Origin of the sequence: Sphingomonas sp. 3P27F8 (assembly GCF_005502745.1) — a bacterium.
Lineage (GTDB): Bacteria > Pseudomonadota > Alphaproteobacteria > Sphingomonadales > Sphingomonadaceae > Sphingomonas.
Genome location: NZ_SCNL01000001.1, coordinates 163,112 through 185,044, shown reverse-complemented (window position 1 = coordinate 185,044; position 21,933 = coordinate 163,112). Strand labels below are relative to the sequence as shown.

Annotated in this window: 22 protein-coding genes; 14 read left to right on the top strand and 8 right to left on the bottom strand. The window is 66.7% G+C overall.

The annotated features are described in order from the left end of the window. Positions 1-154: 154 nt before the first annotated feature. Together FFS35_RS00875 and FFS35_RS00870 are read left to right on the top strand one after the other, a co-directional pair. Entirely contained in the window at positions 155-424 is a 270-nt protein-coding gene (locus FFS35_RS00875) for a hypothetical protein (RefSeq protein ID WP_137785224.1), read from the top strand. Further along, a complete protein-coding gene (locus FFS35_RS00870) occupies positions 424-1,761 on the top strand; it encodes an SGNH/GDSL hydrolase family protein (RefSeq protein ID WP_137785223.1) in 1,338 nt (445 codons plus the stop codon). The genes FFS35_RS00875 and FFS35_RS00870 overlap by 1 nt, the downstream gene beginning before the upstream one ends. Positions 1,762-1,799: 38 nt before the next feature. Here FFS35_RS00870 and FFS35_RS00865 read toward each other — a convergent pair whose 3' ends face one another. Beyond that, entirely contained in the window at positions 1,800-2,045 is a 246-nt protein-coding gene (locus FFS35_RS00865) for an XrtV sorting system accessory protein (protein WP_137785222.1), read from the bottom strand. A gap of 312 nt (positions 2,046-2,357) precedes the next feature. Here FFS35_RS00865 and xrtV point away from each other — a divergent pair, with 312 nt between their 5' ends. From xrtV to FFS35_RS00850, 3 genes are read left to right on the top strand one after another with little or no spacing between them, the layout of a single operon-like run. After that, complete coding sequence (gene xrtV, locus FFS35_RS00860) at positions 2,358-3,242, top strand: exosortase V (RefSeq protein WP_249341372.1); 885 nt, start codon at positions 2,358-2,360, stop codon at positions 3,240-3,242. Continuing rightward, complete coding sequence (epsI, locus tag FFS35_RS00855; RefSeq protein ID WP_249341370.1) at positions 3,239-3,973, top strand: exosortase-associated protein EpsI, V-type; 735 nt, start codon at positions 3,239-3,241, stop codon at positions 3,971-3,973. The genes xrtV and epsI overlap by 4 nt, the downstream gene beginning before the upstream one ends. A gap of 20 nt (positions 3,974-3,993) precedes the next feature. Continuing rightward, positions 3,994-4,845 carry an EpsD family peptidyl-prolyl cis-trans isomerase gene (locus FFS35_RS00850; RefSeq protein WP_137785221.1) on the top strand — a complete coding sequence of 284 codons (852 nt, stop codon included), beginning with the start codon at positions 3,994-3,996 and terminating at the stop codon, positions 4,843-4,845. Between the two features lie 75 nt (positions 4,846-4,920). Here the strand turns inward: FFS35_RS00850 and FFS35_RS00845 are convergent, their stop codons facing one another. Beyond that, positions 4,921-6,366, bottom strand: coding sequence for a tetratricopeptide repeat protein (locus FFS35_RS00845; protein WP_171007458.1), 1,446 nt, complete (start codon positions 6,364-6,366; stop codon positions 4,921-4,923). Positions 6,367-6,577: 211 nt separating this feature from the next. On the opposite strand from FFS35_RS00845, the gene FFS35_RS00840 reads away from it, so the two are divergent. The 4 genes from FFS35_RS00840 to FFS35_RS00825 are packed head-to-tail and all read left to right on the top strand — an operon-like array spanning position 6,578 to position 10,634. Continuing rightward, positions 6,578-7,189 (top strand): polysaccharide biosynthesis/export family protein, encoded by a 612-nt coding sequence (locus tag FFS35_RS00840; RefSeq protein WP_171007457.1) that lies wholly within the window; start codon positions 6,578-6,580, stop codon positions 7,187-7,189. Next, complete coding sequence (locus FFS35_RS00835; RefSeq protein WP_137785219.1) at positions 7,186-8,364, top strand: autotransporter outer membrane beta-barrel domain-containing protein; 1,179 nt, start codon at positions 7,186-7,188, stop codon at positions 8,362-8,364. Before FFS35_RS00840 ends, FFS35_RS00835 begins: the two co-directional genes overlap by 4 nt. Next, on the top strand, positions 8,361-9,803 hold the full coding sequence (locus tag FFS35_RS00830) for a Wzz/FepE/Etk N-terminal domain-containing protein (protein WP_137785218.1): 1,443 nt from the start codon (positions 8,361-8,363) through the stop codon (positions 9,801-9,803). Before FFS35_RS00835 ends, FFS35_RS00830 begins: the two co-directional genes overlap by 4 nt. Positions 9,804-9,830: 27 nt before the next feature. Further along, positions 9,831-10,634 (top strand): CpsD/CapB family tyrosine-protein kinase, encoded by an 804-nt coding sequence (locus FFS35_RS00825; RefSeq protein WP_137785217.1) that lies wholly within the window; start codon positions 9,831-9,833, stop codon positions 10,632-10,634. A 6-nt stretch (positions 10,635-10,640) separates the two neighbouring features. On the opposite strand, the gene FFS35_RS00820 is transcribed toward FFS35_RS00825, so the two are convergent. Genes FFS35_RS00820 through FFS35_RS00810 form a run of 3 tightly spaced genes read right to left on the bottom strand, consistent with a single transcriptional unit; the run spans position 10,641 to position 13,722 of the window. Then, positions 10,641-11,801 (bottom strand): glycosyltransferase, encoded by a 1,161-nt coding sequence (locus FFS35_RS00820; protein WP_171007456.1) that lies wholly within the window; start codon positions 11,799-11,801, stop codon positions 10,641-10,643. Beyond that, positions 11,798-12,538, bottom strand: a complete 741-nt coding sequence (locus FFS35_RS00815) for a WecB/TagA/CpsF family glycosyltransferase (protein ID WP_249341368.1) — start codon at positions 12,536-12,538, stop codon at positions 11,798-11,800. The genes FFS35_RS00820 and FFS35_RS00815 overlap by 4 nt, the downstream gene beginning before the upstream one ends. Beyond that, on the bottom strand, positions 12,535-13,722 hold the full coding sequence (locus FFS35_RS00810; RefSeq protein ID WP_171007455.1) for a glycosyltransferase: 1,188 nt from the start codon (positions 13,720-13,722) through the stop codon (positions 12,535-12,537). Before FFS35_RS00810 ends, FFS35_RS00815 begins: the two co-directional genes overlap by 4 nt. Before the next feature lie 172 nt (positions 13,723-13,894). On the opposite strand from FFS35_RS00810, the gene FFS35_RS00805 reads away from it, so the two are divergent. From FFS35_RS00805 to FFS35_RS00785, 5 genes are all read left to right on the top strand, one after another. Continuing rightward, positions 13,895-14,929, top strand: a complete 1,035-nt coding sequence (locus tag FFS35_RS00805; protein ID WP_171007454.1) for a glycosyltransferase family 2 protein — start codon at positions 13,895-13,897, stop codon at positions 14,927-14,929. Next, positions 14,926-15,933, top strand: coding sequence for a glycosyltransferase (locus FFS35_RS00800; RefSeq protein ID WP_137785213.1), 1,008 nt, complete (start codon positions 14,926-14,928; stop codon positions 15,931-15,933). The genes FFS35_RS00805 and FFS35_RS00800 overlap by 4 nt, the downstream gene beginning before the upstream one ends. Then, the gene (locus FFS35_RS00795; RefSeq protein WP_137785212.1) at positions 15,930-16,472 is read left to right on the top strand and encodes a serine acetyltransferase; all 543 of its coding nucleotides are present in this window, start codon (positions 15,930-15,932) and stop codon (positions 16,470-16,472) included. Before FFS35_RS00800 ends, FFS35_RS00795 begins: the two co-directional genes overlap by 4 nt. A gap of 95 nt (positions 16,473-16,567) precedes the next feature. Further along, positions 16,568-17,815: a glycosyltransferase family 4 protein gene (locus tag FFS35_RS00790; RefSeq protein WP_171007453.1), complete on the top strand. Its 1,248-nt coding sequence runs from the start codon at positions 16,568-16,570 to the stop codon at positions 17,813-17,815. Further along, positions 17,815-18,666, top strand: coding sequence for a class I SAM-dependent methyltransferase (locus FFS35_RS00785; RefSeq protein ID WP_249341403.1), 852 nt, complete (start codon positions 17,815-17,817; stop codon positions 18,664-18,666). The genes FFS35_RS00790 and FFS35_RS00785 overlap by 1 nt, the downstream gene beginning before the upstream one ends. Before the next feature lie 18 nt (positions 18,667-18,684). On the opposite strand, the gene FFS35_RS00780 is transcribed toward FFS35_RS00785, so the two are convergent. The 3 genes from FFS35_RS00780 to FFS35_RS00770 are packed head-to-tail and all read right to left on the bottom strand — an operon-like array spanning position 18,685 to position 21,933. After that, on the bottom strand, positions 18,685-19,713 hold the full coding sequence (locus tag FFS35_RS00780; protein ID WP_137785209.1) for an acyltransferase: 1,029 nt from the start codon (positions 19,711-19,713) through the stop codon (positions 18,685-18,687). Then, the gene (locus FFS35_RS00775) at positions 19,703-20,815 is read right to left on the bottom strand and encodes an acyltransferase (RefSeq protein ID WP_137785208.1); all 1,113 of its coding nucleotides are present in this window, start codon (positions 20,813-20,815) and stop codon (positions 19,703-19,705) included. The genes FFS35_RS00780 and FFS35_RS00775 overlap by 11 nt, the downstream gene beginning before the upstream one ends. After that, positions 20,812-21,933 carry an acyltransferase gene (locus FFS35_RS00770; protein WP_137785207.1) on the bottom strand — a complete coding sequence of 374 codons (1,122 nt, stop codon included), beginning with the start codon at positions 21,931-21,933 and terminating at the stop codon, positions 20,812-20,814. Before FFS35_RS00770 ends, FFS35_RS00775 begins: the two co-directional genes overlap by 4 nt.

Below are 21,933 nucleotides of genomic sequence, written 5' to 3'. Positions count from 1 at the left end.
ACGACGCCGTGGTAAGCCGGGCTGGTAAAGGCGCGTTTAACTTCGACCGGCCGGGCGGGAGAAAAATAGCCCTGTCCTACGGCGGGTTTTCGAACATAACAGGAACACTCCTGCCGATTCGAGATGCGGATCGGCCTCTGAAAGGAGATTTCCGATGCCTTCCGATTCCTTCGCGCAGTTCAGCGATTCGGTGATCGCGCCGGCGTGCGCGCCGTTTCCGGTCGCCCCGAACGATTCGACGCCGCTGCCGGTGGTGCCCAAGGCGCTCTACGTCGGCACGGCCGGCGATGTGGTGCTGCGCGGCGTCAATGGGACGAGCGACGTGACCTTCCGCAACGTGGCGGCCGGGCAGGTGATCGATGTCCGCGCCGGTTTCGTGCGTGCAACCGGCACCACGGCGGCCGATATCGTGGCGTTCGCGTGATGTCGCTGGGCTTCGCGATCGGCGCGCAGGGCCGACGGCGGCGGCGATCGTTGCCGCCGTCGGCCGCCGCCCTGCCGCAGCGCGCCGCGATCGTGGCGCGCTGGTCGGCCGACGATATCCCGCCGCAGGCGGACAACAGCAATCTGGCGAGCTGGGCCGACGGGGCCGGCGGGCTGGCGGCGGTCCAGAACACGCCGGCCAACCAGCCGAAATATCGCACCGGCGGAGCAGGGGGAAAACCCTATGTGCTGTTTTCCGGCGCGCAATATCTCGACGCGGGCACCGCGAACGCGGTGGCGAGCGCCTGTCAGGGCGCGTCCAGCTCCGCGCTTGTGGTGTGCCGCAACGTGCAGGCGAGCTCGTTCGGGTTTCTGTTCACCGCGTCGAATTCCACCGGCTACAACCTGTTCGCCAACGGCACGCAGGCGGGCTTTTACGGGAACGGGCTGGGGCGATGCCCTTATGGCGGGGCGGGGCTGACGACGCTGGGCTATACCGCCGGGCTGCCGGATGCGACCTCGGCGCGATATTATATCAACAACACCTGCGTCACCCATTTCGGCAAGTTCGTCTCGGCGGCGGGGCACAACGTGGGGATCGGCGGATCGCCCGCGACGCCCGGCACGGCGGCCAAAGCGGAAATCTACGAGGTGATCGTATGGAATCGCGCGCTGACCGCCGCCGAAATGATGCAGGCGGAGAAATGGGCGCGCGACAAATATGCGTCCCCCTATCCATGGGCGGGCGCGCCGTTCCGCGTGTTTCACGGGGACAGCATAACGAACGGGTACAGTATCACCGCACCGCTCAACAGCTATCCCGGCCGGGTGGCGGCGGCGAACGGCTGGAGCCTGGGCCGGTGGACCAATCTGGGCCATGTCGGCGTATCGATGACCGCGATGAAGGCCGAAGCGACGGCGGAAATCGATCCGATGCTTGTGCTGCTGGGGGCGAGCCCGATGCATCTGGCGGCGTGGGAATGGTATAACCAGCGGCTGCTTTCCACCGCGGCGGCGACGGCGGCGACGCAATCCTATCTTCAGGCGCGGCGCGCGGCCGGCGCGGCCAAGCTGGTGCTGCTGACAAGCACCGATGCGGCCGATGCGCTCGACGTGCCGCTATCGCGGTCAGCCTATAACGCCTTTTTCGATGCGAACGGGCCGGCGCTGTGCGATGCCTATGTGCCGCTGCACCTGAATGCGGCGATCGGCACCGAGGGCGCCTGCCCCAACGCCGCGCCTTACGGACCCAATTTCCACACCGACGGCATTCATCTGACCGACGCCGGCTACGCGGTGCTGGCGGGGGTGGTGGCGCCGGTGATGGCCGCCCTGTGAGCGGCGGCGGCGGGTGCGATCCGCCGCCCTTTTCTAGATCAGCGCTTCGGGAAGATTTCCGGCTTGAGGATATGGAAGATATAGCCGACCACCGCCGCCAGGACGAGCACGGCGACGAGATGATTTCCCTCGTTGCCGAAATAATTCGCCACCGCGCAGCCGAGCGCGGGCGGCAGATACTGCCAGAGATGATCGGTCGGCTCCTCCCGGGAGGAGCGCTGCAACAAGAGCACGACAAGCCCGGCGAAGATCGCGACGCTGATCCAGTCGTAGGCCGTCTGCATGATAGATTTTCCGTTTCCAAGATCGATGGCGCGCGGCGCGCCCGCTGTTCCACCATCTCTAAGCATGAAACGGTTTAGGAAGAAATAAGGTGTGTATGGGATACATCATCGCCACGCGGCCGAACTTGTCCCGATGGTGACGGCCAAGCCGCGAAATATTCACGACTATCGTTAATGTATCGGAATGATCCAGCCACGCTGCGACAGGGGAACGCTCCTTGCTAAACTGGCGCCGCTTCGATAGAAAATCTGGTCAGGGCAATCGGCAAGTGTCGCGGTGATCAGCCTTTACCCTGGGGAGGTGTTTTCACCGTGGAAGCCGGTCTGCTGACGAAGCATTCGCAGACGCCTGTCGAATGGATCCGCTCGACGCCGATACTGGTGATCGGGCTGCTCGCGGTGATCGTTCCCGTGATGATCCATGTCGGCCAGGAAAGCTGGTCTACCGAACAGGGCGCGCACGGCCCGATCGTGCTCGCGACCGGGCTGTGGCTGCTCAGCCGCGAATGGGGCGCGGCGCGTGCGATCGCGCGGCCGGGATCGTGGCTGGTCGGCGGGGTGCTGCTGGCGGTGCTGCTGCCGCTCTATCTGTTCGCCCGGGTCACCAGCATCGTCGAGATCGAGGGCGCGACGATGTACGCGATCGTGCTGACCACCGCCTATCTGCTGTGGGGCGCCGCGACGATCCGGGTCGTGTGGTTCCCGCTGTTCTATCTGGCATTCATGTTTCCGCCGCCCGACACGCTGTTCGCGATGCTCACCCAGCCGCTGAAGATCGCGATCTCGCAATGGGCGGTCGGGATCCTGCATGCCGCCGGCTATCCGATCGCGGGATCGGGCGTGTCGATCCAGATCGGTCAATATGACATGCTGGTGGCGGCGGCCTGCGCGGGCCTGAACTCGATGATAAGCCTCACCGCGCTGGGATTGTTCTACATTTACATCCGCCACAGCGCGAACTGGCGCTACATGCTGTTTCTGGTCGCCTGCATCCTGCCGGTGGCGATCGTGGCGAACCTCGTACGCGTTATCATCCTGCTGCTCGTGACCTATCATTTCGGCGAGGCGGCAGGGCAGGGCTTCATCCACGAGGCGGCCGGCCTGACGATGTTCATGAGCGCGCTGCTCGGCATCTTCCTGATCGACAGCCTCGCGGCGCCGATCCGTGACCGTCTCGCGGCGCGGGGGGCGGCATGAACGAGGAAAGCTGGCTGCGCCACGCCGGGCAGGGCGAGGCTCGTGCGACGCGGCGGGAGGCGCTGCTGGGCGGCGCGATGATCGCCGTGGCGGCGGCGGGCTTCGCGCTGAAGCCGCGCCGGATCGAGAAGCTGCTGGGCAATGCCAAGCTCGAATCGCTCGTGCCGGACGCGTTCGGCGGCTGGAAGTATCAGGCCGCGAGCGGGCTTGTTCTGCCGCCGGCCGATCAGATGCGCGACAAGATATACAGCCAGCTTGTGACACGCGCCTACACGCGCGCCGATGGTGCTTCGGTGATGCTGCTGATCGCCTATAGCGGGGCGCAGGACGGCACGATCCAGGTCCACCGGCCAGAGGTCTGCTATCCGGCGAGCGGCTACAAGCTGACCACGATCGCACAGCACGAGACACCGCTGGCGCCCGGCGTCGCCATCCCATCGCGCTATATCGTGGCGGAGGCGGATCTGCGGCGCGAGCAACTGATCTACTGGACCCGCGTGGGCGACTATTTCCCGACGAAATGGTCCGCACAGCGCGGTGCGGTGGTGAGGGAAAACTTCGCCGGCGTGATCCCCGACGGCGTGCTGGTGCGCGTGTCGACGGTGGGCAGCGGCGACGAGAGCGCGCTGCTCGACGGCTTCGCCCGCGATCTGTACGCCGCGATCGGGCTCCGCTTGCGCCAGGTGCTGGTCGGCATGGATCGCGGCACCCAAGCGCCGAAATTAACGTAACATTCTCGTTGGGGGATAGCATGAGCAAGGTGAAAATTGGTCTGGTGGTTGCCACGGCGATGATGTTGCCGCTGGTGGCCGGGTGCCAGAAAAAGGCCGACGGCCAGGTCGTCGCGGTGGTCAACGGGCAGGAGATCACGCAGCAGCAGCTCAACGCCGAACTGGGCAACACGCAGATTCCGCAGGGCGTGGACAGGAAAGCGGTCATGGCGCAGGTGCTGCAGCGCGTGATCGACCGCAAGCTGCTCGTCAGCAAGGCGAAGGCCGAGGGCCTGGACCAGTCGCCGAGCTATCTGACGCAGATCTCGCGCGCGCAGGACGGCATCCTGATCGATCTGCTCGCCGCGAAGAGCTCAAAGGCCGTGGCCCTGCCGGATGCCTCCGCCGCGCAGAAATTCGTCGCGGACAATCCTTCGCTGTTCGGCCAGCGCAAGCGCTACACGCTCGATCAGATCGCCTTCCCGTTCACCAACGATCCCGCGCTCGGCGCCAAGCTGAAGGCGGCGCAGACGATGGCGGAGGTGGAAGCGGCGCTGAAATCGTCGAACATCCAGTTCAACCGCGGCAGTTCGGTGCTCGATTCGGCAGCGCTGCCGCCGGACGCGGCGCAGAAGATCGCCTCGCTCAAGCCGAACGAACCGTTCCTCGTGCCGCAGAACGGCCAGCTTATCGCGAGCGTGATCCGCAATACCGAGGCCGAGCCGGTTGCCGAGCAGCAGGCAACGCCGGTCGCGACGCAGATCCTGCGCCGTCAGGCGGTGGAAGCGGCGATGAAGAAGGATCTCGACGCCGAGCGCGCCAAGGCCAAGATCGAATATCAGCCCGGTTTCGAACCGCCGGCCAACAAGGGCGCACCGGCGGCGGCCAAGTAACCGGGAACGGTTCCAGTCAGAAAGGGGAGCGGGGACGATATGGTCCTCGCTCCCCTTTTCATGCCCGGCGCGGGCTCAGCCCGCCTTGATCCCCGCCGCGCGCCGGCTGAGCGGATTGGCCTTCACGAAATCCGCCAAGGTGGCGGCGGCGGCGTCGTGTCGCCCCTGGGCGAGCTGAAGCCGCGCCAGCCGGGCGGCCAGGCGCGGATCGTCACCGGCACCCTTCATCCCGTCACGCAGCGCGGTTTCGGCGAGCACCGCGTCGCCGCCGCGAAAGAGCGTATCCGCAAGCGCCAGCCGCGCGGCGATGTTGTCGGCATCCTGCGACACGGCGTTGCGCATGTCCTCGATCGCCCCGCGACGATCACCGGCGGCGGCGCGCAATCGGCCGCGTGCCAGCAGCGCGGCGGGCTGATCGGGATCGGCCTTCAGCACCGCCGCGATCAGCGCGTTGCCGCCCGCCGTGTCGCCCGTCAGCGCGCGCGCATAGCCCAGCGCGGCGGCGGCGCTGGCCGCATCCGGCTGCTGCATCGGCGCATTGGCGAGATTGGCGCTGTCGAGGATGCGAACCGCCACATCGGGATGACCAGTCTCGTTGGCATATTGGGCATAGGCGGCCTTCATCGCCAGCGTCGAACCGGCGGCGTTCGCCAGCATCCTTTCAACCGGCAGCGCATCCGCGCCCTGCTTCAGCCACAGATTAAGCGCGTTCGCCGGCACGCCGAGATCGTTGCCGCTGCCCTCCGCCGCCCGGGCGATCGCCGCATTCGCCGCGTCGTTCGCGCCGCGATCGAACAGCAGATCCGCATATTGGAGCTGGAGATTGGGATCCTTGGGGTTGGCCTGCACCAGCCGCTCGACCGCGCGGAACAGCCCGTCGCCGTCGCGCGCGCGCTTGTAATAATCGAGCAGCATCGACAGGCGCGCGGTGGGATCGCCAGGCGTTGCGAGCGCCTGTTCCATCACCTTGGCCGCACCGGCATAATCCTGATCGTTGGCCAGCATCCGCGCCTTCACGATCAGTGCGGACGGATCGCCGGGGCGCGCCTTCAGGACGAGATCGAGATAATGGTTCGCCTTGTCCTTGTCGCCGCGCGCGGCGGCGGCGGAGGCGCGCACGGTATTGGGCAAGGTATCCGTCGGATTGATGAGCGCGAGCTGGTCGGCGAATTTCTCCGCCTGGTTCGCGACATTGCCGGCCAGCGCGATCTGGCACAGGCTGGTCAACGCCTCGACATTGGCGCGATCGAGCTGGAGGACGTTCTGATAGGCGTCGTAAGCGCCGGAAAGATCGCGCTCGGCCAGCCCGATATGCGCCTTTATCAGCCAGTAATCGCTGATGTCGTCGCGGATCGCGAGCGCGCGCTGGATATATTGACGCGCCACCGTGAGCTGCCCCCGTTCCAGCGCGCCCTGTGCGATGGCGGCATCGTTCGCGGCCGTGCGATCCCCCGACGTACAGCCGACGAGCAGCGCCGCGGCGGCGAGCGGCGCGAACAACGGAATCGAACGGTGCTTCATCGTTTTATGACATCCGTATCGTTGGTGCAGAGATTGAGGGCAGCGTTCGTTCATGGGCGATGGGGATGGCTTAGGCAAAATAGATGGAAGAAATGCTTCGCTACAACCCGCGCGGTTAACACTCTTTTGCCTAGCGGTGGTGTAGGCAAGCAGGTAGAACCCCACGGTTCGCAGGGGAATTTGCGGTACTACAGATCAATCGAGGGTGGGAATGCAGCATAAAGCATGGATAACGGCCGCCGGGCTTGCCTGCGCCGGCCTGTCTCAGGCGCAACTGGCGATGGCGCAGGCTGCGCCCGCCGCGCCGGCCGCCGCACAATCGCGTCCGTACCGGATCAGCCCGGGCGACGAACTTGAAATCTACGTCTGGGGCGAGGAGCGGCTGCAGCGCGTCATCAAGGTGCTGCCGGACGGCACCTTCTCCTTCCCGCTGGTTGGGCAGGTGAATGCCAACAACAAGCTTCCCTCCGACGTGGAGCAGGATATCTCGCGCGGCCTGCGCGGCCAGTATCGCGATGCCGTGCCGCAGGTCACCGTTTCGGTGAAGACGCCGGTGGGCGTGCAGTTCTCGGTCGCGGGCAAGGTCAAGTCGCCGGGCGCATTCGCGACGGGGCGCTATATCAACGTGCTGGAAGCGCTGGCGCTGGCTGGCGGCCCGGCGGATTTCGCCGATGTCGGCAACGTCCGCATCCTGCGCAAATCCGGCAACGGGCTGGTCGTGCTGAAGGTGCGGCTCAGCGATACGCTGAAGGGCAACCCGAGCGATCGTGATCTTGCCGGCCTGCCGCAGCTTGAAAGCGGCGACACGGTTATCGTTCCGTGAGGGCGCGCTATTACGGCTGCGTGATAGCCGCGGCGCTGATCGCCCCGGGCATCGCCCATGCGCAGGAACAGACACGCGCCAGCGTGGATGTGGCGCCCGGCGTTGGTTATTCGTCCAATCCGTTTTCCGGGACGGGCAGCAATCTGGCCAGCGGCTATGCCGCGCTTGACGTGACGCCGCGTTTCGAACTGCTGATGCCGCAGGACACGCTGACCGTTACGGGCAATGCGAGCCTCCAGAAGTATTTCACCAATTATGCCGATGCGACCAGCTATCGCGTATCGACGGACTATCGCGGGCGCCCGTCGGAACGCGTCAACACGCATATGCGTGTCGATCTGACGAGCGCGATCATCGGCGCCTATGATTCGGTGGGCGGGGCGATCGAGCCGGGCGTGCCATCGCCGACCGATCTCGCGCTGTTCGGCACGCGCGACCGGCGGCGCGGCGTATATGCGACGGGCGATTTCGATGCGGCGCTGTCGGCACGCGACAGCATCAGCGCGAGCGTGTTCTACGAAATCGCGCGTTATCGCCGGTTCGCCGATATCAGCGATTACGACGGGCTGGGCTCCACGTTCAGCTACAATCGCCAGCTTTCGGGCAATACGCGGATCGGCGCGCAGGGCGCGGTATCGCGCTACGATTATCGCGGCGCGCGCGGGCGGACCAACGTCTATACGATCAGCGCCACGGCATCGACCAAGCTGAACGAATATTGGACGGTCGACGGATCGCTCGGCGTGTCGTTCGTGAACAGCAGCTCGACGGGATCGACCGGCAAGGCATCCCCATCGGGCAACATCAACCTGTGTCGCCAGGGGCCGTTGTCGAACTTCTGCATCACCGGCTCGCGCTCGGTGCGGCCGACCGGGTTCAACGGATCGCAATATGTGAATTCGATCGGCGCGAACTGGAGCCGGAAGCTCAGCGAGTTCACGACGCTTTCGGCACGCGCGCTCTACACCACGGAAGGCGGCTCGCAATCCGCGCTGGTGCCCGGTATCCGCGCGCAATATCTGACCACCTCGGCAACCTATGAGCGCCGCTTGTCGGAGCGCCTGCGACTGACGGCGACCGGCCAGTATCGCCAGATTTTTGCCAGCAGCCTGAACCGCCCCGCCGATTATGGCGGGCGACTGGGCCTGTCCTACCGTTTCGGAGATCCGCGATGAACGACGGCGCGCGCGCCTCGCTCGATGACCAGCAGGAATCATCTGGCCTGATCGGCAACCTGCCGATGGTCCTGTGGCAGCGCCGCTGGCTCGTGATCGTGCCGGCGGTGTTGATCGCCGTCGCCGCGCTTGCGGCGGCCTATCTGTTGCCGCGCAAATATGAGTCGAAAGCCACGCTGCTGGTCGAATCGCAGGATTTGCCGGGCGCGACCGCCGCGCCGGGCGGCGACGATCCGATCAACCGGCGCATCGCCAAGATCCGGCAGCAGATTCTCAGCCGGCCCGACCTGGTCGAACTGATTCAGGCGAACGATCTCTACAACGCCTCGGCGCACAGCGAGCCGCTGTCGAAGCTGGTCGACCGGATGCGGGATGCGACGACGATCAGCGCGATCGACGCCGACATCCAGGGATCGCCCAGCGGCGGCAAGCCCAACAGCGGCTCGATCGCCTTCTCGCTGAGCTTTGCCTATCCGCGCGCCGCACAGGCGCAGATCGTCGCGCAGACCTTCGTCGATCGCCTGCTCAAGCTTTCCGCGACCTCGTCGCAGGATGAGGCGCAGACGAATGTCGCGTTCCTGGAGGATCAGGAATCGAACCTGCAGGCGCAGGTGCAGGGGATCGAATCGCAGATCAACCGCATCGCCGGCGTCAATGGCGCAGCGCTTTCTTCCGCCGGGCTCGGCATGGTGGGCGCGGGCGCGTCGATCGATTACGCCGGGCAGATCGCCGCGCTGCAACGCGAGAACGCCGCACTCAATGTGCAGACCGGCGTGGCGGTGGAGCGCGATCCGAACGTGACGGCGGCCGAAGCGGCACTTGCGGCGGCAAAAGCGCAATATTCGGACAACCACCCCGACGTGAAGCTGGCCGAAAGCCGGCTCGCGGCGGCGCGCGCCAATTCGAAGCAGTTCCAGACCCGCGGCGTTTCCGCCGTGGTGCAACAGCAGCTTTCGGCCAACAACCGCGCGATCGCCGATCTCCAGCGCCAGCGTGGCGCCGAACAGAGCCGCGCCGCCGCGCTCGCCGCCGCGCAGGCGCGCGGGCCGCAGGTGGCGCAACAGGTGCAGCAGCTGCAGGCACGCGCCGATATCATCCGCGCCAACCTGGCGAAGGTATCGGCGAACCTGCTGACAGCCCGCTCGATGGCCAAGCTGGCGGACCAGCAGCGCGGCGAGCGGCTGACCCTGATCGATCCGCCGGTGACGCCCGATCACCCGACCTCGCCGAACCGGCCGCTGCTGATCGTGGGCGGAATCGTCGGCGGGCTGGCCGTCGGGCTGGCGCTGGCATTGCTGGTAGAGCTCGTCCTGCGCCCGATCCGCAGCGCCGGCCAGCTCACCAATCTGCTTGGCGAACCGCCGCTGGCGGTCGTCCCCGTGCTTTCGGGAAAGGGCAACCGGCGCCGCTGGCTGCCGCGGCGCTTCGCCCGTTCCTGACCGGTTCTTAGGATGAGACCCAAATCGATGGCCAATTCGTGGAACCTCGACGAAGCCGAAACCGCCCCGCCCGCCGGCGACGTGCTTGTCACCTCGCTTGCGGAAGAGCGGCTCGAACTGCCGGATGCGATCCAGCGCAAGCTGTTCGGCTTCAACAGCAGCGATCGGCGCTCGCGCCCGTTCAACCTGTTGCGATCGCAGGTGTTGAAGATCGCCAAGGCCAATGGCTGGAAGATCATCGGCGTCACCTCCGCGACACCGAGCGTCGGCAAGACGTTTATCGCGAGCAATCTGGCCGCGTCGATGTCCCGCATCCCGGATCAATATACGCTGCTGTTCGATTTCGATCTGCGGCGCAGCTCGATCGGCAAATGCTTCGGGCTGGAGGATGGGCCGGGCATCGGCGATTATCTGACGGGGCAGACCGACTCGCTCGATGCGGTCGGCCGCAATGTGGACGGGACCGGGCTGGTGGTTTTCCCCGCCGCCAATGTCGTGCGCCAGTCGGCCGAGGTGCTGGCGGGCAATCGCATGAAGGGCCTGGTCGAGGCGATGCGCGGGCTGGGGGACAAATATTTCTGCCTGTGCGATCTGCCGCCGGCGTTCGCCAATGACGACGCCTCGATCGTCGCGCAGCAGATCGACGCCTATCTGCTCGTGGTCGAGGAGGGCAAGACCACCGCGCGGCAGGTGAAGGACGCGATCGAGGTGCTCAGCCCGGCGCCGTGCATCGGCACCGTCCTCAATCGCTATCATGGCGCGATCGGCGGCGACGATTACGGCTTCGGCTATTGGACCCAGCGTTACTACGACGCTTATTACCAGGAATAGCGCCGGTCAGCGCGGCGCGAGCGCGTCGGCGATGTCGGCGCGGTAGCGGGCGAGGTTCGTCGCGGGATCGAATGCGGCGAAAAGGCGCGGAGCGGCCGCGGTGATCGCCCCGCGCATCTCGTCGGTTCGCGTGTCGATATCGACGATCGCGGCGGCAATCGCGCGCGCATCACGCGGCGGAACTGTCCTGCCCACGTCCAGCCCGTCAAGATAGCCGTCGATCGCGGTGCCCTGCGTGAACAGGATCGGCACGCCGGCGAACAGCGCCTCGACATAGACCATGCCGAAAGTCTCGTTGAGGCTCGGCAACAATAGCCCGCGATAGCCCGGCAGGCGGGCGAGCAGATCCGCATTCGGCAACGGCCCGGTCAGCGTGACGGCATCGGCGAGGCCACGCTCGGCGATCATTCGCTCGATCCGCCCGCGCGCCTGCGCGCTGCCGCCGCCGATCAGATCGAGCTTCAGGCCGGGCCGCTCGCGCCGCGCCAGCGCCAGCCCGTCCAGCAGCCAGCGTACCCCCTTGCGCCGCCATGTATCGAGGGCGAGGATCGCGACGAAGCGGTCCCCCGCCGGATGCGGCGTGATCGCCGGGGCGATGTTGCGCACGATATTGGGAAGGTTGCGCTCCTTCGCCGACTGCGCGGGGACGTGGCGGTGGAACTCGTCGCGGAACCATGCCGAGACGAAATACAGCCGGGCAGCGTCCGCCGCGACGCGCCTGAGAAGCGGGCGCAGCATCGGCTTCATGCGAAAAACCTTCGTCTCCACCTCGCCGCGCAGCGAGACGAACAGCGGCACGCCGAAATGCCGCGCGATATGCCAGCCGGCCAGCCCCTCGAAGGTGAACTTGTGCGCGTGGACCAGATCCGGGCGAATCCCCTCCGCCTCCAGCAGCGCGATCGTGCGACCGGCGGCGCGGCGCATGGCGGGCAACAGCCCGATGCCGAGGCGCAACCCGAAATAAGGGAAATGGAACAGCCGAAATCCCTCCGCCACGCAGGCGACCGGGGCCGGGGCGGGACGCTCGACGCGCTGATAGGCGATCACAATATTATCGTAATCGACAAGCTCACGAACGAACCACTCGATCGCGGTGGTGGTTCGGGCGCGCTGCGGCGTGTTCACATCCACCGCGAGGTGAACGATGACGGGCTTTTCGGCGCTCATCGGCGCGCGCGCCGCCAGCGCCAGACGAGCGGGAAGATCGCCGGCCCCTCGATCAGATAACGCCGCGCGAGCCGGCGGGGGCTGGTGGCCAGGCGCCATGCCCATTCCATGCCCGCGCGCTGCACGATGCGCGGCGCGCGGATCTGCCGGCCGACAAGGAAATCGACCGACGCGCCGATGCACAGCGCCGTACCGCTCGCGCCGTCGATCGCCGCGATCTCATGCGCGAGCAGCTCCTGCTGCGGCGAGCCGACCGCCAGCAGGATGAACCGCGCGCCGGCCGCTGCCGCGACACGTGCGGCACCCGCGCGCGCGGCGGCATCGGTGCGCAGCCGCATCGGTGGCTCGTGATGCAGGATATCCAGCGCGGGATGCAGCAGTCGCAGCCGCGCCACATCCTCCGCCTGCCCACCGATCAGCGCCACCCGATCGCCCGGCTGCAGCACGCTCTCGAAAAGCGCGGCGGTCAGATCGCTGCCGGGCACCACCGGAAGGGCGACGCCCGCGATCCGGGCGAGCTTCGCCAGCACCCGGCTGTCGCACAGGCACAGCGCCGCCTGGCGATAGGCAGCGCGCACCTCGGCCGGCGCATCGGCGAGCCGCACCATGTGATCGACGTTCGGGGTGACGACATAGCCGTAGTCGCTATCGCGTTGCCGCGCGGCGAGCCACGCGACCGCCGCATCGAAGGGCAGCGGATCGAACTGGACATCGAGGAAATCCGTCCGGGCGATCACGCGGGCGTTCCGGCGGCTGCGAACGCGGCTTCGAGACGGGCGAGGTTCACCGCGTCCGAGAATTCCTCCGTCACGAACGCGCGCGCGGCGAGGCCAAGCCGGCGACGGGCGACCGGATCGGCGGTGAGCCGCGCGATCAGCGTGGCGAGCGCGGCGGCATCGTCCGGCGGCGCCAGGAGCCCGGTCTCGCCATCGCTGACCAGCTCGCGGATCGTCGGCAGATCGCCCGCGATCACCGCGCGCCCGGCGGCCATCGCCTCCATCAACACTACCGGAATGCCGTCGCGATCGTCGTTCGAGGCGGTGCGGCAGGGCAGCACGAACAAGCCGGCAGTGGAGATCGCGGCCAGGCATTCGGCATGCGGACGGGCGCCATCGAAGGCCACGTCGTCGCCAAGCCCGAGCGCGGCAACCAGCGCCTCGAGCCGCGCGCGTTCCGGCCCGTCGCCCAGAATGCGCAGCCGCCAGCCGGCCGGGCGGGCCGCGTGGAAGGCCTCGATCAGCAGGTCGATGCCCTTCTTGGCCACCAGGCGCGCGACCGTGACGATCTCCTGCCGCTCCACCGCCACGGCTGCCGGGATCGCGACGGCGCAGCGCACCACCGGCAGCCGCCGCTCATCGAGCGCAGTGATCGATCGATAGAAGCCGCGATGCCAATGACTGATGCACGACACGAACGATGCCTCGCGCAGCTTGAACGAGAGCGCCGCGCGCTGGACGAACAGATCGGCGGCATGGCCGGTGAAACTGAACGGCACGCCAAGCGCCCGCGCGATATAGAGCGCGATCATCGCGGGGACGTTCGCCATATGGGCGTGCACCGCGCCGATCCCGCGTCCGCGCAGCCGCCATGCGGTGGCGATCCCGAACGCGGCCTGCGCGACATGCTTCAGCCGGCTGGAGAGCGAGGGATGATCGGCCCGGAACGCGTCCGCCACCGCACCGGCGGCTAGCAGAGGATGCCGCAGCAGCGCGACCGGCAGCGCCAGCGCGGTCGCGGGCGCGTAAACGACAAAGGCGGTGCGCGCGATCTCGCGCAGCAGCGGATCTTCGGCTGGCAGCGGGCGATGCACGCTGGCGCCGATCACCTCGTGCCCGCGCGCGCGCAGCCCGAGCAATTCGCGATAGACGAACGTCTCCGAAAGGGTCGGCAAACGGGCGGCGACATAGAGGATGGCGGTCATCGGCGGGCCATCATTCACCATCGGGGAATGCCGTAACCCTGCGTATTTGCGGCGGGATGACGGCTGGTGGGCGTTGGTAGGGCTTTGACAAGGAAGTCTGTCCTAAGCAAGAGGTGCCTTGTCCGAACGACGTGAACGGACGGCATGGATGCAAGCGGGGCGGGATACGGACGTGAACGGGCTCGCGGTCATCATCGTCAACTATCGCACGCCCGACCTTGCCATTGCGTGCATCAGCGCGATTGACGATGCGCGGCGCGCGTTTCCCGATCTTCGCGTGGTGGCGGTGGACGGCGGCTCCGGCGACGGCTCCGCCGAGCGGATCGCGGACGCGATCGCGGCGAATGAGTGGCAAGACTGGGTGACGCCGCTGCCGCTGCCCGTCAACGGCGGCTTCGCCTTCGCCAACAATCAGGCGATCGCCTTGCTGGCTGACAGCGGGCGGCTGCCGGAGGCGATCGCGCTCATCAACCCGGATGCGCGCCCGCGCCCCGGCGCGCTGGAGGCGATGGCGGCGCTGCTCGATCGCGAGCCGGGGGCGGGCGCGGTCGGGGCGTTGCTCACGCACGAGGACGGCCGCCCGCAATCCTCCGCCTTCCGTTTTCCGTCGATCCGGGGCGAATTCTGTCGCGGCGCGCGCACGGCAATGGTCGAGCGGCTGCTGCGCGTGCCGCCGACCAGCATCCATGCCGATCACGCCATCGAAGTGCCCTGGGTGACAGGCGCGGCCGTCATGCTGCGGACCGAGGCGCTGCGGCGGACCGGCCTGTTCGATGACGGGTTCTTCCTTTATTTCGAAGAGACCGATCTGATGCGCCGGTTGCGCCGGGCGGGCTGGGCGGTGTGGCATGAGCCGGCCGCGCAGGTGGTGCATGCGGGCGGGGCCGCCACGCAGATCCGCGATCCCGGCACCGGGCTGCCGCAAGCCCGGCGGATGCCGCGCTACTGGTATGAATCGCATCGCCGCTATTTCGCGCTGGCCGGTGGCCGTGGAAGCGCGATCGCGGCGGGCATCGCCTATGCCGCAGGCCGGGCGATCTGGCGCGCGCGCAAGCTGCTCTCGCCGCGGCTGGAGGGCGGCGCGGCGCGCAGCGGACGTGATCTTTTGACCTATGGCTGGTGGCCGCGCGGCCGTGACGTGACGCCTGCCGCCCCGCCGCTCGGCCCGCAACGCAAAGCGGCGCCCTCCTGGGGCGATGCGGGGTGAGCGACGTGCTCGGCATCGTCGTGATCGGGCGCAACGAGGGCGAGCGGCTGGTGCGTTGCCTTGCCTCGATCGGCGGTGGCCATCCGGTCGTCTATGTCGATTCCGGCTCCACCGATGACAGTGTCGCGGCGGCGACGCGGGCCGGCGCACGGGTGGTCGCGCTCGATATGGCGATCCCGTTCACCGCGGCGCGCGCGCGCAATGCCGGCCGCGCCGCGCTTGGCGCCGAGGTGACGCTCGTGCAGTTCGTCGATGGCGATTGCGCGCTCGATCCGGCATGGCTGGCGCACGGGATGGCGACGCTGGCGGGCGATGCGGGGCTGGCGGCGGTGTTCGGCCGGCGGCGTGAGATACGGCCGGATGCCAGCCGCTACAACTGGCTGTGCGATATCGAATGGGCGGTGCCGCCGGGGCCGGTGAACTATTGCGGCGGCGACGTGATGATGCGCGCGGCGGCGCTCGATGCCGCCGGTGGCTATCCCGACGCGATGATCGCCGGCGAGGAGCCGGACCTGTCGATCAGGATGCGCGCGCTCGGCTGGCGGATCGCGTGCGTGCCGTTCGAGATGACGCGCCACGATGCCGCGATCACGCGCTTTGGCCAATGGTGGCGGCGCGCGGTGCGTTCCGGCCATGCCTATGCCGAACTGGCGGCGCGCCATCGTGGCTCGCCATTGCAGGATTACGGCCGGCGATTGCGCGGGGTGGCGTTCTGGGGCGGCGCGGTGCCGCTGGCCGGCGCGACGTTGCTGCTGATCGGCGCGCTCGCGGGCAAGGCCGCGGTGGTGGCGGCAGGCGGCGCGGTGCTGGCGCTCGCGTTGCTCCAGTTCGCGCGGATCGCATGGCGAGAGCGTCGCCGACGGCCGCTGCGCGAGGCGCTGACGCTCGCGACGTTCCTGATGCTGGCAAAGCCGGCGCAGACGCTCGGCGCGCTGCGCTACGCGCTGGGGCGGATCGGCGGGCGCGGCGCCACGATCATCGAATATAAGGGGGCATCGGCATGAGCGGCCTGTGGCGGCAGATCGCCGAGGACTGGCGCGCGCACGGACGCGACTGGACCAGGCCCGGCTTTCGCGCCGTTGCGACACATCGCTTCGGCGTGTGGCGCATGGGCATCCGCTCGGGGCTGCTGCGCGCGCCGTTCAGCCTGCTCTATCGCTATCTCTTCCGCCGGTGCCGCAATCTTTACGGGATCGAGATTCCCTATACGGTCGCGCTCGGACGCGGCGTGGTGATCGAGCATCAGGGCGGTATCGTCATCCACGGCGCCTGCCGCATCGGCGATCGCTGCATCATTCGGCAGAATTGCACGTTGGGGATACGCCGGCTCGACGATCTTACCGCCGCGCCGGTGCTGGATGAGGGCGTCGATCTCGGCGCGGGCGCGGTGGTGCTCGGGCGGATCAGGCTGGGGCGGGGCGCGAAGGTGGGCGCCAACGCCGTGGTGCTCGACGATGTGCCGCCGGGGACCACCGTATGGGGCATTCCCGCGCGCCCCGCCGGCGTTCGTCGTGCCCCGGCCACCGATCGGCTCGACAAGTGACGAAATCGGGACAGAAAGCCGATGCTGCGATGCAAAAAGAAATCGACACCGCTCGGCCAGCCGGGCATCAGGTTCCCGGCGCCAGGAGTGACATTGTGAGTTTGGCTCGTAAGATCGTCATCGTCACGCCGAATATCTCCGAACAGATGGGCGGCGAGGCGATCAAGGCCTATCAATTCCTGCGCCATCTCCATCTGGCCGGCGCGGACGTCACCGTCGTGACACATCGGCGCAGCGCGCCCGTGCTGGAAAAGGATTTCCCGGCGGTCGATGTGCGGATCGTCGAGGATTCGCTCGATCAGGTCGCGGTGTGGAACAGTGTCGCCCTGCGGCCGGTCATCGCCAGCTTCTTCTTCTTCTATGCCCGGCGCGTGGTGAAGGAATTGCTGGCGCGGCATCCGGACGCGGTGTTCCACTATCTCTGCCCGGTATCGCCGATCCTGCCGCGCTTCCCGGTCAAGGCGGCCACCAACGTGCTCGGCCCGCTGACCGGCAATATCTATTATCCCCCTGCTTTCCGCGACGCCGAGCCGCTGAAGGACAAGTTCCGCCGCAGCTTTCACTATCTTGCGCAGCGGCTGTCGCGCGCGCTGATCGGCGACAAGGGGGTATTCTGGCGCGTGCTGGTGTCTGGCGGGGAGCGCACGCGGCGATCCTTGTCCTGGGCGGGATGCCCGGACGAGGCGATGCGCGACGTGATCGATTCCGGCATCTCCGACGAATTCGATGCGCATCCGCTGATCCGGCACGACGGGGTCAACACCCGCTTCATGACGAGCGGCCGCCTGGTCCCGCACAAGGGCGTGCAGCTGACGATCGAGGCGTTGCAATATGTGACGCGGCCGATCGTGTTCGACGTCTATGGCGACGGTTATTACGGGCCTGAACTGAAGGCGCTGGCGCAGCGGCTCGGCGTGGCGGACAAGGTGCGCTTCCTCGGCTGGATGGAGAGCCACGACGCGCTGATCGCCCGGATGGCGGATTATCGCGGCTACATGGTGCCCAGCCTCGCCGAAGCGAACGGCATCGTCGTACAGGAAGCGATGATGGCGGGGCTGCCGGCGGTTTGCCTGAAATGGGGCGGGCCGGCGATGCTGGCCAGTGATCTGGAGGCCGTGCTGATCGAGCCGCGCTCGCATGATTATGTGGTGCGCGAGCTTGCCGCGACGATGGACGCACTGGCCGACGATCCCGTGCGCGCCAATGCCATCGCGGTGAACGCGCGGCGCATTGCCGAGCGCCGCTTTACTTGGGATAATGTGGTTGGCGAGTGGCAGCGGGGATACGACTTGCTTGCTGCTCCGGCGCCGATAGGGCGATTGGCGAGGGAGGCGCGCGCGTGATGGATGCAACGCTGGCTGTCGATGAGGCTATTGCCGAACTCGCCAATGTCGATCTGGCGGTGACCGAGGAATCGGCTGGGGCGCCATCCCACTATCTGCGCGAACATCGCCACGAATATGTGCGCACCGTTCGCGATATCGTGAAGGCGCGCCCGCCCTCCGGCCAGCCCGTGCGCGTGCTGGAGATCGGCGCCTTTTTCGGTGCCGTATGCATCGCGCTGAGCCGGCTCGGCTATAAGGTGACCGCCGGCGATATCCCGGAATATATCGAGCTGCCGGAGCAGGTGGCGCGTTATGCCCGCCACGGGATCGACACCGCGGGCATCCGGCTTGAGGATTTCATCCTGCCGTTCGCCGACGAGAGCTTCGACGTGGTGGTGATGTGCGAGGTGCTGGAGCACCTGAACTTCAATCCATTGCCGCTGCTGAAAGAGATCAACCGGATCCTGTCACCCGGCGGGTTGTTCTATCTCTCGCTGCCCAATTACGCGCGCATGAAGAACAGAAAGGCGATCCTGCGCGGTAATGCGGCCGGGATCACGGTGGACGAATTCTTCGCGCAACTGGATCCCAAAAGCTCGCTGATCGCCAACGGCCACTGGCGCGAATATACGATGCCCGAGGTGCGCGCGATGCTGGAGCCGCTGGGCTTCCGCCTGCAGGATCATTATTATTTTTCCTATGGCGAGACGCTTCAGGGCAGTTCGGTGAAGAAGCGGCTGGGCAGGTGGTTCTATCGCACCTTCCCGACGCTCAAGGAAAACCAGACCGCGCTCGCGATCAAGGAGCGGCGGACCGAGATAGTGTTCGACATCCCCTCGACGGTGCACCGGGAATTGCGGTCGCTGTGAACCCGGCGCCGGCCGCGGCTATGTAGCGGCATGACCGATCGAGCGGGCGCGGCGCGCCTTCGCTACGCGGTGGCTCCAGTCGATGAAGCGATTCTCGAAATGGAATGTCGACCAGTGGGCGAGGGCGAAAGTGATCGCGAAGCAGATCGGGCGCTTCGCGTATTTCTCCCATCCGTGCCCGGCGCCCAGCCAACCGAACAGGGTGAAATGGTGGACGATGTATAGCGCGTAGGAAATCTGCGCGATGTAGTTCGCCGGACGCGATTCCAGTGCCGGGGACAGGCCCCATATCGGCCGCACGACCGTGATACCCACCATCGTGGCCGCGAGATACGGGCGAATATAGTTCAACCACGGGAGTTCGGGCCGGGTCGCCAGCAGGAAGAGGATGACGACCGGCCAGAACGGCACGCGACCAAGCCAGCCCGCGGCGCGGGGGCCGAAGCTGCCGTGAAGTATGAGCGCGAGTATTCCGCCGGCAAGAATCTCGTCCACGCGAAACCAGGTGACGATTGAAATGTCCGTGCCGGTGATGATGCGGGCGCCCGTCACGATCAGGGCCGCCACCGGCACCAGCATCAAGCCGCGTCGACCGAACGTCGCCACGACCAGCGCGATCGCGACGTAGAACTGCATCTCGAGGCACAGGCTCCAATAATGGGAAGACCAGCTATCGAGCCAGAAGGGCGGGAGGTTGGCGTAGAACAGGAAGTTCGCGATCCACACCGACGCTGGCTGCCCCTTTACCAGAAAGGAAATCGCCAGCACCGCCCACGCCAGTGGCAGGATTCGCGCGAATCGCCGGACAAGGAACGATAGGATATCGTCGTCGCGCAGCAGGATGCTGACGATCAGAAAGCCGGAAAGCGTGAAGAAGATCGCCATCCCGTTCGCGGCGATCGGCCCGTTCATCGCCCACCGCGCCGGCCCGAGCGGCAGCATGTGCGCGGCCATCACCGCCAGGATGCTGATCGCGCGCCAGCCATCCAGCATCTTCAGCCGCCGATGCTGGGGCTCTCCTGCCGCGGCGGTTGGATCAGCGGACATGCGAGCCGAGCTTGCGCCGCAGCGATTTGAGCGGCACCTCCAGCGCGTTGTAGGAGATCGACGCGATAATGAGCGATCCGACGATCGACACGGGCAGCAGCACCGGAGGCGAAATGGTCGGCCAGATTTCCTCGATCACGCGATTGAACAGCATGTGATAGAGATACAGGCCGTAGGAGATGCGCCCGACATAGCGAACCGGCGCCCATTCCAGCACACGCACCACGCCGCGCCAGCGCGGATCGAACAGCACGTTGGCAATGAGCAGGACGATGCCGATTCCCTGCACGGTAAACCGCCACGTCCAGCGGAACGCCTCGTCGCGGTACAGGAGCGATCCGATAATCAGCGCAAAGCCCAGGAACACCGCGGGCCGGCTGATGAACCACAGCTCGGACATCGCCCGCTCGCCGCCGTCCGGCCGCCGCATCGCCAGCGCGAGCAGGCACCCCCACGCGATCGAATCGATCCGCGTATCGGTCGCGACGTAATTATATTGCCACGGAAGCCCGAGCCAGAAATAGGTCACGAACCGCCACAGGAACGGGATCGTCACCAGGGCAAGCGCGAGCGCCATGCGCGAGCGCCAGGTGCGCGTGATGAACAGCATCAGGCCCGGGAAGAAGAAGTAGAAATGCTCCTCGATCGCCAGCGACCATAATTGCCGCCACGGATAGCTTTCCGCCTCGGTGTAATGCGCGCCGAAGACGTAATAATAATTCATGTAATAGAACAGGCCGGCGAACTTTTCTGCGGTGGTCGCCCTAAGGCCAAGCACTGCGCCCGCGATCAGGCACAGGATCACCAGGGCGATAAGCTCGGGATAGAGCCGCAGGATGCGGCGCACGTAGAACAGCTTGAGATTGATCGTTCCCGTCCGCGCGAATTCGTTGATGAGCAACGTGCAGATGAGATAGCCGCTGATCGCGAAGAAGATCGTGACGCCGAAACCGCCGGGAACGAGCTTGCCGTATCCGGCGTGCGCGATCAGCACCATGCCGACCGCGATTGCGCGCAGGCCGTCAAAGCCCGGGATGTAGCCGGCCGACGGACTGGCCGGGCGATCGGCCGCAATCGCTGGTGCCCCGCCTCTATTGTTCAAGCTTCATTCCCCTGATCGAATTCATTGGGTTGGCGGGCATGTGATGGCGCGCGCATCGGGCGCCCCAGCCCGACACGTCGTGTCGCGCGCACCACCGGCTTCTCGATCAGCTGCCAGGTCAGCCACGATCCGGCTCCGGCCAGCAGCAATGCCGCGAGATAGATGGCGACCAAGGCAGGATTGGCGCCGATCCTCGCTTCCATCCCGGCCGCCAGCGGGTGAAGCGCGCCGAGCACCGCGAACTGGAGAACATAGAGGCTGAAACTGATCTCGCCGATCAGCGGCAATATGCGCCCCTCCAGCGCGCGGGGGCGTATCACGCCCGCCGACCAGACAAGCGCCGTCAGCAACGCGATCGGCACGAGCACGATCGAATAGGCGCGAAGCTGACTGTCGATAATCAGCGCGATGACGCTGATGGCCAGGACGAAGGGCGCGATCTTGCGCGCGAGCGCCCCCTGCGGCGCGAGCGTTCCCAGCCAGCACCCGCCGATGAAGGCGGGCGCATGCACCAGCCAGAACTGGCGCGCGAATTCGATGCCGCCCGGCGCATCGCCCAGCGCCCGCTTGAGCGCGACATTGGCGACGACTGCCAGCACATAGCTGCCCGCCAGCATGCCCGCCATCAGGCGCGGGCGGCGGCTCGCGACCAGCAACAGCGGGAACATGACGTAGAACATCGCCTCCGCCGCGATGCTCCACCCGCCCGGCACCACCGTATTGATCGCGCTCGGGAGCCAGCCATGCACGAACAGGATGGTTGCCGCCACATCACCGGCTGTCGCCCTGTCGGTGGGCAATTGCATTGCCGTCAACCGGCTCAGCAGCAGATACAGGACGATGCCGAGGTAGAACATCGGCGCGATGCGAAAGAAACGCCGCGCCGCGAAATTGGCGGCGTGGAACGGCCGGCCGGCATAGTTGATCGTGAGCGTGAGCCCGCTGACGATGAAGAACAATTGCACCCCGCGCACACCATAGAAGGTGAAATCACGGACGGGTTGCGAAAGCCCCGCGATCAACTGCCCGGAATGGACGAGCAGAACCGCCAGGATCGCGACACCGCGCAAGCCATCGAGATAGCGCAGATGCGGGCGCGCGGCGGCGTCGCTGGCCAC